We start from the raw sequence: 13,868 nt of genomic DNA on the forward strand, positions 1-13,868 counted from the left end.
GGCCCCGCGGCGAGTGGTGCGAGATCGATCAAGTCCGCACGGACAACCGGGTGAGGCTCGCGTCGCCGGTCCGCCAGCGCGTCCGGACCGCCACGTACCGGGCCGGGCCGGTGTCCGCCGTCCGGTAGGTGACGCCGTCGACACTGGTCTCGACGCTCGTCTCGGGACGACGTCCGTGGCTCCAGGCCAGTTCCACCGCGGAAACCGCGGTCACGGACCCGAGATCGACGACCATCCGGCCGTCCGGGCCCGGCCGCCACGCGGTCGCGGGGTCGTCGTCGACGGCGGCCGCGGGGCTCGACATCCCGGGCGGCAGGGGATCCGCCGGGAAGGTGGTCCGCCCGAGCGCGCGGTCGGCCAGCGGGTAGGGCCGGAGGTCACCGAACACGACCGGCACGGTGTGCCGCGGCGGCAGCACCACGGTCCGCGCCCGGCCGCCGGCCGGGGTCACCGTGACGAGGACGGGGAGGAACCCGGCCGGCGCGGTGAGATCGACCCGGCTCGCGTCGCGGACGACCGCTTTCAGCCCGGCCGGGCCGCGCACGGTGAACCGCGGGGGTTCGACGCGGCCTTCCGCCGCCGCCAGCGCGTAGGACAACTCGGTGCCGGTCCTCGTGACGGTCTGCTCACCGCGGTAGAGCCGGGCTTCGCCCGGGAGGGCCACCGTGCCGCGCACCGCGGCGCCGGAGAGGTTGAGCAGCACGAGGAACCCGTCGGTGACGGTGGCTTCGACTCCGGCGGCGCCGGAGGTGACCCGCCCGCTCGGCCGGCCGGGGCCGGGGCGCAGCTCGGCGACGAAGGGCGCGGGCGGGCCGTCGGAGAGCGTGACGCGGTCGCCGGTGACGGTGAGCGGGTTCGGGCCCGCGACGGTGATCCCGGCGCGGCCGTCGATGTCCAGCCGGCCCTTCGTGCTGGTGAGCGCGGGCACCGGGTAGGTCACCGCGGGCGTCCAGGTGACGCCGTCGGCGGAGGTTTCGACGCGGTACTTGCGCCCGGCGGCCGCCTCCCAGCTCAGCGTGACCCGGTCGAACGTCGCCGCGGCGCCGAAGTCGATCGCGAGCCAGCTGTCGGCCCGCGGCCGGTCCGATGTGGACACCGCCCAGCGCGTGGTTCCGTTGCCGTCGTTGGCGTACTTCGCCTCCTTGCCCGGGCTCACCGAAGACGCCGACGCCGTGCCGGCCCGCGCGAGGTCCGGGCCGTCGCCGTCGCGGACTTCGAAGGCCCACAGCGAATAGCCGTACTGCGGGTCCGGCTGGACGCCGAGCATCCGGACGTGCCGGGCGGTGACCGGGGCGAACGTGAGGTCGTCGGTCCGGGCGCCGGCCGGGGCGGCCTGCGCCTTGATCGTGACCGTGCCTTCGGCGGCGGTGTAGGCCCGGTCGCCGTCGAGACCCGGGACGCCCGGCATGACGAGGTTGTAGACGTTCAGGACGCCTTCGCTTTCGGCGACGCCGGTGCTGGCGTACACGGCGGCGCCGGTCGGAAGGGTGGCGAAGGCCGCGTATCCGGTGGCGAAGCGGAGAACGGCGACTGTGCCGTCGAAGCCGTCGCGGACCTTCGTGTAGGTGGTGGCGTGGCGTTCCCGGACGGCGATGTTCGTGGCCGGGAGCAGCATCGGGTTCGCGCCGCCGAGGACGAAGAGCCAGTCGTCGTGGTGCGGCTGCCAGGCGAACTTCACGAAGCCGGGCTTGGTGACGGTCGCGGCCCAGGCGGCGGGGGAGCGGTGGGCGAGCAGGCCCGGCTCGGCGCCGAAGTCGGCGGCCCCGGCGGCGTGGGCGTCGAACTCCTCCTTGGTCACCGGGGTGACCGGGCGGGTGGCTCGCCACTCGTGCAGCAGGTAGCTGATGGCGAGCTCGGCGCGTGCCTCGGGCTCGTACTTCGGCTCACCGGAGAACTTCGTGATCCGGTCGGCGGGGGCGTAGGCCTGGTAGGGCTCGAGCCGCGCGGCGAGGTCGGCCTCGGCGCGTGCGGCGTGACGGTCGCCGAGGACCTGCGCGCGGAAGGCGAGCGGGATGACGTCGCGGCCGTAGAGGTGCTCGCGGTCGGCGACCATCGGCATCAGCGGCTCGCCGGCGTCGCTGGTCATCAGGAGCATCGTCCGCCAGAGCAGCTCGCCGTTCGGCTGGGCGGTGAGGACTTCGGGCAGCGGGACGCCGGCGGCGAGGAAGTGCATGGCGTTCCGGCCGGAGGTGCGCCAGAGCTCTTCCTGGTAGTGCGGGCCGAAGGAGCCGTGGTTTTCGACGAGGAAGGTGTCGTAGAGGTTGCTGGCGGTGTTCGCGGCGATGGGGACGCCGTCGACGACCCGCGGGTTGGCCAGGTCGGCGGCCGGCAGCCCGGTCTCGTTGCGGCTCCAGGCGCCGAAGGCGGCCCGCCAGTCGTTCGCACTGGGGTCCTGGGGCGCCCACGCGAGGGCCGGCGCGAGCGACTGGGCGTAGACGCCCATCTCCTCGAGCTTGGTGTCGCCTTGGAAGCCGCCGAGGAGGTGGTTGGGCGTCCAGCTGCCCGACGCCGGGTCGTCGTTCGTGCCGAGGGCGGTGGTGTAGGCGGCTTGGCCGGTGGTGATGCGCTCGACGTTCTGTTTCGTGGTGTCGTCGAGGTCTGTCCACAGGAGACGCGCGGCGAGCAGGAAGTAGGACTGGAAGGTGGTGTCGAAGAACAGCCTTCGGCCCCACTCGGTGCCGCCGGTCAGCAGGTTCGACGCGGCGAAGTGCTTGATGGTGGCGAGGGTGTGGGCCTTGAGGGTCTGCTGGCTGACGCCGGCGATGGCGGCGTCGTAGCCGGGGCGGGTCAGGAGGAGGGCGTTCCCGAGGACGACGGCGAAGGTGAAGTCCTTGGCGGGGTAGATGCCGGCGGTCGTGTCGAACTGCTGCTCGGCCCACCGGGTGTGCCGCAGGAGAACCCGCAGGTAAGTGGCGGCGACGGGATCGGGCGGGCCGGGCGGTGCCGCCCGCGCGATGCCCGGCCGCAATCCCGAGGCGAGGAGAGCCGCGACGCCGCCCGCGCCCACGAGGGCCTTCCGCCGGTTGAACTCACCCATGGTCCGGTCTCCGCTCGATGACAACCTTGTCAGCGCGGATTCTGGGACGGCGGCCCGGACCGGGGCAAGGCCGGCGGCGAATCCCGTCCGGTTTCGGACAAGACCGGGGTAATTCGTATAACGACCTATACCCGTCGCCTTGGTCGCCACCGCGGCGAGCGGTGCCTCGGGTAGTGAATGAGGCATTCACTACGTGGGCGAGTGGGTGGCGGCCGGTGGGAGCAATCTCACCGCGGCCCACCGGCTGCCGCGTGTTGAGATGACAACGTGATCACCGACCCCGGCATCCTCCTCCTGCTCGTCCTCGCCGGAGTCGGCGCCGGGCTGACCGGCGCCACCGCCGGGCTCGCGTCGCTCGTCTCCTACCCGGCGCTGCTCGCCGCCGGGCTGCCGCCCGTGACCGCCAACGTCACCAACACCGTCGCCATGCTCGGGACCACCGCCGGGGCCGCCGCCGGGGCGCGGCCCGAGCTCGCCGGGCAGCGGCGGAAGATCGTCCCGCTCTGCCTCATCACCACCGTCGGCGGCGCCTGTGGCGGGCTCGTGCTCCTGCTGACCCCGTCGGACGCCTTCACCGCGGTCGTCCCGTGGCTGATCGGCGCCGCGTCGATCGTGCTCATGGCGGGGCCGCGGCTGCGCCGGCTGGCCGAAGGCGCCGAGCACCACGGCCTCAGCCCGGCGACCGCCGTCGCCGCCTTCTTCATCGGCATCTACGGTGGCTACTTCGGCGCTGCCGCCGGGGTGCTCATGCTCGCGCTGCTCGTCTCGGTCTGGAGCCAGCCGCTCGCCCGGACGAACGCGGCGAAGAACCTGGTCACCGGCTCGGCCAACCTGCTCGCCGCGATCGTCTTCGCCGTCACCGGCAAGGTCGTCTGGCCGGCCGCGCTCGCCGTCTGCCTCGGCTCGCTCGCCGGGTCGTGGCTCGGCTCGATCCTCGTGCGGCGCCTGCCCGCGACGCCGCTGCGGATCGGGATCGGCATCGCCGGCTTGACACTCGCGGTGGTGCTGGCGTTCTCCTGAAACGACAGGGCATGATCGGCGGGGTATCGGCGAGCAGGAGACCAGATGAGCATTGTCGGGACCCGGGTGGTCCGCCAGGAGGATCAGAACCTGATCACCGCCGGCGGCACCTACGTGGACGATCTGCGGGAGGAAGCGCTTTCCGGCGCCGCACACGCGGTGTTCGTGCGCAGTCCGGTGGCGCACGCGCGGATCGAGAACATCGATGTGACCGAAGCGAAGGCGGCGCCGGGGGTGCTCGGCGTGTTCACCGCCGCCGACCTCGGGCTCGCCCCGCACGACGCGGGACCGGTGAAGGAGCCGTGGCTGGCCGACGGTGTGGTGCGCTACGTCGGCGAACCCGTCGCGCTGGTCCTCACCGAGGAGCGCTACCAGCTGGCCGACGCCGCCGAGCTGGTCGACATCGACTACGACCCGCTCGACGCGGTCGCGAGCATCGACGCGGCGCTGACGGACGAGTCGCTGCTGTACCCGGCGACCGGCAGCAACCTCATGCAGGTCAACGGCATGCCGGAGTTCGACGACACGATCTTCGACGACTGCGAGGTCGTCATCTCGCAGACCATCGTCAACCAGCGCGTCGCCCCGGCGCCGCTGGAGGTGCGCGGTGGGTCGTGCGCGTGGGGTGAAGACGGCCGGCTGACGGTCTGGCTGTCCACCCAGAACGCCCAGATCGCCCGGACGCAGGTGGCCGCGAGCCTCGGCCTCGACGAGGAGAAGGTGCGCGTCATCGCCCCCGACGTCGGCGGCGGCTTCGGCGCGAAGATCGGCGCGGACCCCGAAGCGACCGTGCTGGGCTGGGCCGCCAGGGAGATCGGCCGCCCGGTCCGCTGGATCGAGACGCGCAGCGAGAACCTCACGTCGATGACCCACGGCCGCGCTCAGCAGAACGCCGTGACGATCGGCGGGAAGCGCGACGGCACCGTCCTCGCCTACCGCCTGGACGTCATCCAGGACGCCGGCGCGTACCCGCGGACGTTGTTCCTGCCGACGCTGACCGAGCTGATGGCCGTCGGCGTCTACCGGTTCCCGAAGGTCCAGACGCGCAGCCGCGCGGTCGTCACGAACACGACGCCGATCGCGGCCTACCGCGGCGCGGGCCGCCCGGAGGCGACCGCCGCGCTCGAACGCGGGATGGACATCTTCGCCGCCGCGATCGGGATGGACCCCGCCGAGGTGCGCCGGGTCAACTTCATCCGGCCCGAGGAGTTCCCGTACCGGACGCCGACCGGCGCGTCCTACGACACCGGCGAGTACGCGGCCGCCCTCGACAAGGCACTCGAAGCCGCCGGGTACGCCGAGCTGCGCGCCGAGCAGCAGCGGCGGCGGGAAGCGGGCGAACCGGTCGAGCTCGGCCTCGGGATCGCGGCGTACGTCGAGATCACCGGCGGCGACGCCGGTGGCGAGAGCGGCCGCGTCGACATCCACCCCGACGGCTCGGTCGTCGCCTGGACCGGTAGCTCGCCGCACGGCCAGGGCCTCGGGACGTCCCTGGCGATGCTCCTGTCCGACCAGCTCGGCGTGCCGCTGGACAAGATCACCGTGAAGCACGGCGACACCGACGAGGTGCCGAAGGCGGTCGGCACGTTCGGCTCCCGGTCGCTGCAGCTGGGCGGCTCGGCGATCCGGCAGGCCGCCGACGAGGTCATCGCGAAGGCACGCGAGCTGGCCGCCGAACTGCTCGAGGCCGCGCCCGAGGACCTCGAACTGGACGCCGAGCGCGGTGTCTGGCAGGTCCGCGGCGCGCCGTCGAGCACCGTGCTCAGCTGGGCGCAGGTCGCCGGCACCGCGGGCGAGGGCAAGCTCACCGCCGACGTCTGGTTCGGCGGCGGCAAGCCGACGTTCCCGTTCGGCGCGCACCTCGCCGTGGTCGAGGTCGACACCGAGACCGGCAAGGTGCAGCTGCGGCGGATCGTCGCCGTGGACGACGCCGGCCCGATCGTCAACCCGCTGACCTTCCGCGGGCAGCGCCACGGCGGGCTCGGCCAGGGCGCCGCGCAGGCGCTGATGGAGGTCGTCACCTACGACGAAGACGGCAACCCGACCACCGCGACGCTGGCGGACTACTCGTTCGTCACCGCCGCCGAGCTGCCGGACTTCGAGCTGGTCGACATGGCCACCCCGACCGACCGGAACCTGCTGGGGGTCAAGGGGATCGGCGAGGCGGCGACGATCGGCTCCACGCCGGCGGTGCACAACGCCGTGGTCGACGCGCTCAGCGCGCGCGGCGTGCACCACCTGGACATGCCCACGACCCCGATCCGGGTCTGGGCCGCACTTTCGAAGGGAAACGCGCAGTGAAGGTCTCGATCGAGGTCAACGGGCGGCCGGTGGCCGAGGAGGTGCCGGACCGGACGCTGCTGGTGCACTTCCTGCGCGACACCGCCGGGCTGACCGGCACGAACATCGGCTGCGACACGACGTCCTGCGGCGCCTGCACGGTGCTGCTCGACGGGGAGTCGGTCAAGTCGTGCACCGTGCTGGCCGCGCAGGCCGACGGCCACGCCGTCACCACCGTCGAAGGTCTGTCCTCTTCGGACGGTGAGCTGCACCCGGTGCAGCGGGCGTTCCGGGAGCAGCACGGCCTGCAGTGCGGGTTCTGCACGCCGGGCATGATCATGGCGTCGGTGTCGCTGCTGGCGGACCACCCGAAGCCGACCCGCGACGAGGTGCGGACCGGGCTCGAGGGCAACCTCTGCCGCTGCACGGGTTACCACAACATCGTGAGCGCCGTGATCGACGCGTCCGGGCAGGAGGTGGACCGGTGATCCCCGCCGAGTTCCGCTACGAACGCGTGTCCACAGTGGACGAGGCGCTGGCCCGGCTGGCCGCGCTCGGCGACGAAGCGAAGGTGCTCGCCGGTGGGCATTCCCTGCTGCCGCTGATGAAGCTGCGGCTGGCCGCGCCGGAGTACCTGGTGGACATCGGCCCGGTCGACGAGCTCCGCTACGTCCGCCTCGACGGCGAAGACGTCGTGATCGGCGCGCTGACCCGGTACAGCGACCTGGTGCGCGACCCGGTGCTGCTCGAGCACGCGCCCCTGCTGGCGCACGTGTCCGGCGAGGTGGGCGACCGGCAGGTCCGCCACCGCGGCACGATCGGCGGCTCGCTGGTGCACGCGGACTCGGCGGCGGACCTGCCCGCGGCGGTGCTGGCGTCGGACGCGGTGCTGGTCGCCCGCGGGCCGGCGGGACAGCGGCGCATCCCGGCGCGGGAGTTCTTCCTGGGCCCGTTCACGACGCCGTTGGAGCCGGCCGAGCTGCTGACGGAGATCCGCCTGCCGTCGCAGGCCGGGCAGGGCTGGGGGTTCGAGAAGTTCACCCGCCGCGCGCTCGACTGGGCGATGGTCGGGGTGGCGGTCGCGGGCGACCGCGTCGGCCTGGTGAACATGGGCGGCGTGCCCCTGCGGGCGACGGCGACGGAGGAGGCCCTGGCGTCGGGGGCGTCGATCGCTTCGGCAGCGGAGCTGGCGGCGGAGGGCACGAACCCGCCGGACGAGCCGCACGCGACGGCGGAGTACCGCCGCCACCTGGCGAGGGTCCTCACCCGGCGGGCGTTGACGACCGCCCGGTCGTGACGAGCGCGGTCCGGGGCGGCGCGTGCCGTTTCGGCCTGCGATGGGCGGGTTTCGTCGTCGGTCGGTGAGGGTTCTCGTTCGGTGGGCGATGATCGCTTGGTCGTGACGCGTGGTTCGGGGCGTTGCGTGGCGTTTCGGGCTGCGATGGTCGAGTTTCCCCGCCACCTGACGAGGGTCCTCACCCGGCGGGCGTTGACGACCGCCCGGTCGTGACGAGCGCGGTCCGGGGCGGCACGTGCCGCCCCGGACCGCGACGGCCGATTCCCGCCAGCGAGCGTCCGGTGTGGACGGCAAGCTGAACCTTGTGAAGACGGAAACCCTTGCGCACGCGGCCATCGAGCCCGGCATCCTCTACTTCGGCACCCCGGTGGTGCTCATCTCCAGCGCCAACGAGGACGGCACGGCCAACCTGGCCCCGATGTCCTCGGCGTTCTGGCTGGGCTGGCGCGCGATGCTCGGGCTGGGCGCCCGGTCGAAGACGACGCAGAACCTGCTGCGGACCCGGGAGTGCGTGCTCAACCTGCCTTCGGACGCCCTCGCGCCGGCCGTCGACCGGCTGGCGCTGACCACCGGGTCCGATCCGGTGCCGCCGGGCAAGGCCAAGCGCGGGTACTTCCACGTCGCGCCGAAGTTCGAACGGGCCGGGCTGACGCCGGTGGCTTCGGAGACGGTCGCGCCGCCTCGGGTCGCCGAGTGCCCGGTGGCCATGGAAGCGGTGGTCGAGGCGGTGCACCCGGTCGCCGACGAGGACGAGGCGCAGCGCGGCGGGATCGTCGCCGTCGAGGTGCGCGTGCAGCGGGTCTTCGTGCACGACGACATCCTCGCGGAGGGGAGCGACGACCACATCGACCCCGACCGCTGGCGGCCGCTCATCATGAGCTTCCAGAAGCTCTACGGCCTCGGTCCGCAGGTCCACCCCTCGACGCTGGCCCGCATCCCCGAGCGGCTCTACCGGGGCCCGGACATCGACCGCGCCCGTGGTGTCACGCCGCGTCCAGCCGGGTCAGCAGGGGAGCGAGCGTCGTGATCCCCGCCGTCACCGCGGCCCGGCCCGCGGCCGAGCTCACCAGCGGTTGCTGCGTCAGCAACACCACGACGTAGCGCCCGCCGACGACCCCGGTCGTGTTGAGCACCAGGGCGTTGCGCAGGATCATCCACCCCTGCTTGATCTGGAACGTTCGGCCCGGCAGGCCGTCGGGGATGCCGAAGTACTGGTCCCAGCCGTCGTCTGCCGGGTTTCGGGCGTTTCCCAGCGCGGCCAGCAGGGGCGCCGACACCTCGTCCGGGACCGTGTCCAGCAGGTACTGGTAGGTCGTGACGACGTCCGCCGCGGTGGTCTTCGCCATCCCCCACTGGGTCGGGTCCGCCGGCGGGATCGTCTGCGTCAAGCCGATCAGGGCCGCCGTGCGCGTCACGATCGCGTTGCCGCCGTTGCGTTCCCAGAGCTCCGACGCGATCGCGTCGTCGCTGCCCTCCAGCATGTCCGTCAGATCCGCCACCGCGTCGGCGTCGGGGAGCGCCCACGCGCCCGTGGTGTCGTCGTGGACCTCGTCGATCGCGATCAGCAGCTTCACCACCGACGCCGTGTAGTACTGGCGGCCGGCGTCGAGCGAGGCCAGCTCCTTGCCGGATTCCCGGTCGTACAGGACGAATCCGACACTCGTGCCGCGCGAAGCGGCCGTCACCGCCGCGGCGACGTCCGAGGCGACCGAGGACAAATCCGGGTACGGCACCGCGGACGTCGACGCGACCGGGCTGACCGCCGTGTCCTCCGGCGACGGAGGGGCCGAGGGGGCCGAAGCGACGACGGGAGTGGCACTCCGCCCGCCGACCGCGACCAGCACCCCGGCCGTCAGGGCCACCGCCGCCAGCGTCGCGCCCGCCAGGGTCCATCGGATCCGTCTTCGCATACCCGTCCAACGTCGGGCGGACCCGGATCGACCTGTCGTTTCGCTGTGGGTTGCTGTGCGGACGCTGTGGTCCGCGGACTGGGACGGCCACCGCGGAGGCGTAGCGTCGCGGCGTGAGCGACTTGCGGATTCTCGTGGTGGGCGCCGGCGCGACCGGTGGGTACTTCGGTGGACGGCTGCTGCAGGCGGGCCGGGACGTCACCTTCCTCGTCCGGCCCCGGCGGGCGGCGCTGCTGCGGGAACGCGGCCTGCGGATCGCCGGGCTGGGGGAGGACACCGTGCTCGAGCCGCCGCTGGTCGAAACCGGGGCGCTGCGCGAGACCTACGACCTCGTGCTGCTCGCCGTCAAGGCGACCGGCCTGGCCTCGGCCATCGACGATTTCGCCCCCGCTGTCGGGCCCGGCACGCTGATCCTCCCGTTCCTCAACGGGCTCGCGCACCTCGACAAACTCGACGCGCGGTTCGGCAAGGCCGCGGTGCTCGGCGGGGTCGCCAAGGTGCAGACCACGATCGACGACGACGGCGCCATCCGGCGGCTCGGCCCGCTGCAGAGCCTGGCTTTCGGCGCGCGCGTCGACCCGGCGCCCGAACGTCTGGCCGCCGTCGAAGCCGCGCTCGACGGCGCCGGCTTCCCGGCCACCGCCGACAAGGCCATCACCGAGGCCATGTGGGCGAAATGGGTGTTCATCGCGGCGATCGGCGCGGTCAACAGCCTGATGCGCGCGACGATCGGGGACGTCGTCGCCGTGCCCGGTGGTGTCGCGTTCGCCGAAGCCGTCGTGGCCGAAGCGGCCGCTGTCGCCGAGGCCGCCGGGTACCCGGTGCCGGCCGCGGACCTCGAAGCGACCCGCCGCACCGTGACCGATCCCGGGACGGGTGGATCTTCGCTCTACCGCGACCTGCTCGGCGGCCACCCGGTCGAGGGAGAGCAGATCTTCGGCGATCTCACCGCGCGTGCCCGTGAGCTGGGCATTGCCGTGCCACTGCTGGATCTCGTCACCCTTCAGCTGAGCGTGCACCAGCACCGCATCGGGTGAGCTGGTCACGGAGGGCCCCTTTGCCCGCACAGGCCGGGAACAATGGTCTTTCGGGCACCCGGGTGGCGGCGCCGACGCCGGGTGATCGCGCACTGCTAACCTTCGGCAGGAAAGTTGCTTGAGGGTTTGACGGCTTCCGTGGTGGCACAAGTAATTGAGCAGCGAGGGGAAATGGCGGACAGGTTCGAGTTCGTCCTCGAGGTCGTCGAAGCGCTCGTCGTGGGCCGGGCGACCGGCGGTGACGTCCGGCGGTACCCGTTGCGCGCCGGGAACCTCCCGGCCGACCCGGTGCGGTTCGTCCGGGTCGCGCGCCAGGTGTACGACGCGCTCGAGGAGCGACGGCTTTCGGTGTCGGGCGAACTGCACCCGGGGGTGCGGACGGCGTTCGAGCTGCTGGCGCAGCCGCGGGTCTCGGTCGCGGTGAGCGGGATCGACGGCCTCGGCGCCGACGTCGCCGTGCTCGTGGTCACCGACGGCGCCCAGGCGCTCGGCATCACCCAGGCCCCGGACACCGACGAGCTGCTGTTCTCGCTGTTCGCGGACGAGGACCTCGTCGAGGTCGTCACCGGGGTGCTGCCGCCGGCGCCGGCCGCGACCACCGGCAAGCACGTCGTCCGCCGCGCCGCCGGCCGTGAGGTCTCGGCGATGACCGCGAAGCGCATCGCGGACGCGGAGTTCGACGAAGAAGAGACCGACGCCTTCGGCATGATCGAGGTCAAGGCCGTCGTGCGGCCCGGGCGACGCCCGCCGGCGCCGAAGCCCTCCGACGTCGCCGTGCTGGAGCGCGTGCTCGCCGAACCGCGGCTGGGTGGCGGCCACATCGCCGTCACCGCGCAGAGCCGGCGCGGCGAGCGGCTCGCGGGTGAGCCGCTGAGCTGGCTCGACACCGCCGACGGCCGCTACCTCGTGCACACCACGACCGGTGACGCCGGTGACCTGACCGCTGAATACGTGCCGGCCGGGCGCGCCGACCTCGCCCGCGCGATCCGCGACGCCATCGCCGCGGTGTACTGACCGGAAAGGGAAGAGTCCTGATGACGGAAGAGACCGCGGCGGTGGCCCAGGCTCTCCAGGCGACGGCGCAGATGCAGACCGCGACCGAACCCGCCCAGAAGGCGATGGCCGCGGTCCGCGTCGGGCTCGCCGGCGCCCAGCTGAAGCGGCTCGCGCAGACCGGCGGCTTCGCCATCGACGACACGACGGGCAACCAGCTGATCGAGGCCCTCGAGGGTGTCCTCGAGTCCCTCGAGCAGCGCTGGGCCAACCTGCAGCGGCTGCACGACGCCCCGGCGATGAGCCGGACCGCGACCGGTCAGTGGGTCTCCGCGCACATGGTCAGCACCGCCGCCGACGAAAACGGGCTGGTCACGCAGCTGCAGGCCGCGCGGCAGGAGTTCCCGACCTACATCGAGGCCATCAAGCTGGCCAAGAAGAACTACAAGTCCCGGGAAGAGACCACGCGCACGACGCTGACGTCGCTCCCGACCGCCGACCAGAGCTGAGGGAGACCGTGGCACCCACCGCCGAGTCCGTCTCGGACCCGTCGTCGCCGGACTACGACAAGCACAGTCCGCTCTACGACGTGACCGCCGATTCGTCGTCGAAGTACTACGTCGGGCCGCTGAAGACGGACAACATCCCCTCGGGTGACGAGATCCGCGAGATGGCCACCCAGCAGATCGACGACGAGATCCGGGCCGGCTGGCTCGGCCCGGCCGTCGACCCCGTGCTGCGCGACAAGAAGATCCAGGAGCTGTACCAGCAGCACCTCGACAACGCCAAGCACGGCCTCGACGAGGGTCTCACGATGCGTGAGAACGGCGGCGCCCCGAAGACGCTGTGGGCCAACGCGAGCCATGAGCAGATGAACGACGCCATCACGCAGGACGCCAACCCGGCGACCGTCGCGGAGACGTCGGAGGAGTGGGTGAGCGTCGGCAACGACCTGGGCACCCACCAGAAGACCCTGGGCGACGCGATCAACGCGAGCACCAGCAACTGGCAGGGCGACGCCGGTGATGCCGTCCGCGAGCACCTCGCCGGCGTCGGCAAGTGGCTCGGCGCCACCGCGCAGGGCGCGACGCTCGCCGGGCGCCAGCAGGAGATCCACTCCCAGGCGCTCAACGAGACCCAGCGGCAGATGGTCGCCAACCCGCCGGTGCAGTTCGACCTGCAGGCGACCAACCAGAAGCTGATGGCGATGACCGACCCGGTGCAGTACGCCGCCGCGGCCGGCGAGGCGATGCAGACCTACCGGGCGCAGACGGCCGCGCGGGACCACGCCGCGCAGATCATGACGCAGTACGACGAGACCATCGGCGGCGCGGTCGCCACGCCGCGGTTCCCGGCTCCGCCGAAGCTGCCGAGCGCGACGGCACAGCACGCGGGCATGGCCCCCACGGGTGGCGCCGGTGCGGGTGGCGCCGAGCCGCTCATGGCGCGCACGGCGATGGACCGGATGGACCCGAACCAGGCCGGCTTCGACGCCGCCGGACTCGACGGTGCGGGTGGCGCCGGTGCCGGTGGCGCCGGCGGCGCGGGCATCCCGGGCGGTGGCGGCTCGGGGATCCCGGGCAGCGGCGGCGAAGGTTCCGGGTTCTCCGGCAGCGGCATCCCCGGCGGCGGTTCGGGCGCCGGCATCCCGGGCGGTGGCTCGGGCGGCTCCGGCTTCTCCGGCGCGGGCATCCCGGCGGCGTCCACCGGTGGCCCGGGCAGCGCGGGCTACACCCCGCCGAACTTCGACGTCCCCGGTGGCGGCCCCGGTGGCGGCAGCTTCACCGGCTCCGGCATCCCCGGCTCGTCGATGCCGCACATCGACGACTCGACGACGACGTCCGGCTTCTCGCCCTCGGGTATCCCGACCAGCGGCGGCCCAGGCGGGACCGGCAGCTACACACCGCCGTCCATCCCGAACATCCCGGACATCTCCAGCGGCGGCGGCCCGCGCGGCGGCAGCCCGATCCCCGGCTTCACCCCGCCGGGCATCGACCCGATCACCGGCCTGCCCACCAGCGGCATCCCCGGCGGCGGCACCGGCCCCGGCGGGGTCAAGATGCCGACCATCGGCCGCGGCGGCGGGATCAACGGCGAAAGCATCGCCAGCCGGCTGGGCGGGATCGGCGGCGGGGGAGCCGGCGGCGGTTCCCTCGGCGGCATCGGCGGTGGCGGCGTCGGCGGTGGTGGAGCCGGTGGCGCGGGCGCCCGTGGCGTCGGCAACCTCAGCGGTGGCGCGGCGTCCGGCGCGGCCGCGGAAGCCGAGGCGGCGGCCGCGCGGAGCGCGGGCATGG

11 protein-coding genes are annotated in these 13,868 nt (G+C 73.1%); 9 read left to right on the top strand and 2 right to left on the bottom strand.

Annotated features, from left to right (window positions below; all coding sequences use genetic code 11):
- Positions 1-28 precede the first annotated feature (28 nt).
- Entirely contained in the window at positions 29-3,037 is a 3,009-nt protein-coding gene (locus M8542_RS41525) for a discoidin domain-containing protein (RefSeq protein ID WP_257925875.1), read from the bottom strand.
- A gap of 267 nt (positions 3,038-3,304) precedes the next feature.
- Between M8542_RS41525 and M8542_RS41530 the strand changes: the two genes are divergently transcribed.
- The 5 genes from M8542_RS41530 to M8542_RS41550 all read left to right on the top strand — a co-directional run bounded on the left by M8542_RS41530 (position 3,305) and on the right by M8542_RS41550 (position 8,661).
- Positions 3,305-4,057, top strand: a complete 753-nt coding sequence (locus tag M8542_RS41530; protein ID WP_257925876.1) for a sulfite exporter TauE/SafE family protein — start codon at positions 3,305-3,307, stop codon at positions 4,055-4,057.
- A gap of 45 nt (positions 4,058-4,102) precedes the next feature.
- Positions 4,103-6,358, top strand: coding sequence for a xanthine dehydrogenase family protein molybdopterin-binding subunit (locus tag M8542_RS41535; RefSeq protein WP_257925877.1), 2,256 nt, complete (start codon positions 4,103-4,105; stop codon positions 6,356-6,358).
- Positions 6,355-6,825, top strand: coding sequence for a (2Fe-2S)-binding protein (locus M8542_RS41540; RefSeq protein WP_257925878.1), 471 nt, complete (start codon positions 6,355-6,357; stop codon positions 6,823-6,825). The genes M8542_RS41535 and M8542_RS41540 overlap by 4 nt, the downstream gene beginning before the upstream one ends.
- Entirely contained in the window at positions 6,822-7,634 is an 813-nt protein-coding gene (locus M8542_RS41545) for an FAD binding domain-containing protein (protein ID WP_257925879.1), read from the top strand. The genes M8542_RS41540 and M8542_RS41545 overlap by 4 nt, the downstream gene beginning before the upstream one ends.
- A 304-nt stretch (positions 7,635-7,938) precedes the next feature.
- Positions 7,939-8,661, top strand: a complete 723-nt coding sequence (locus M8542_RS41550) for a flavin reductase family protein (RefSeq protein WP_257925880.1) — start codon at positions 7,939-7,941, stop codon at positions 8,659-8,661.
- Here the strand turns inward: M8542_RS41550 and M8542_RS41555 are convergent.
- Positions 8,618-9,544, bottom strand: a complete 927-nt coding sequence (locus tag M8542_RS41555) for a hypothetical protein (protein WP_257925881.1) — start codon at positions 9,542-9,544, stop codon at positions 8,618-8,620. The genes M8542_RS41550 and M8542_RS41555 overlap by 44 nt on opposite strands.
- Before the next feature lie 113 nt (positions 9,545-9,657).
- Between M8542_RS41555 and M8542_RS41560 the strand changes: the two genes are divergently transcribed.
- The 4 genes from M8542_RS41560 to M8542_RS41575 form a co-directional block, all read left to right on the top strand.
- On the top strand, positions 9,658-10,581 hold the full coding sequence (locus M8542_RS41560) for a ketopantoate reductase family protein (RefSeq protein WP_257925882.1): 924 nt from the start codon (positions 9,658-9,660) through the stop codon (positions 10,579-10,581).
- A 171-nt stretch (positions 10,582-10,752) separates the two neighbouring features.
- A complete protein-coding gene (locus M8542_RS41565; protein ID WP_257925883.1) occupies positions 10,753-11,595 on the top strand; it encodes an ESX secretion-associated protein EspG in 843 nt (280 codons plus the stop codon).
- Positions 11,596-11,615: 20 nt separating this feature from the next.
- Positions 11,616-12,083: a hypothetical protein gene (locus M8542_RS41570; RefSeq protein ID WP_257925884.1), complete on the top strand. Its 468-nt coding sequence runs from the start codon at positions 11,616-11,618 to the stop codon at positions 12,081-12,083.
- Between the two features lie 8 nt (positions 12,084-12,091).
- A partial coding sequence (locus tag M8542_RS41575) for a hypothetical protein (RefSeq protein ID WP_257925885.1) occupies positions 12,092-13,868 on the top strand: 1,777 nt, incomplete at its 3' end.

Origin of the sequence: Amycolatopsis iheyensis (assembly GCF_024703995.1) — a bacterium.
Lineage (GTDB): Bacteria > Actinomycetota > Actinomycetes > Mycobacteriales > Pseudonocardiaceae > Amycolatopsis > Amycolatopsis iheyensis.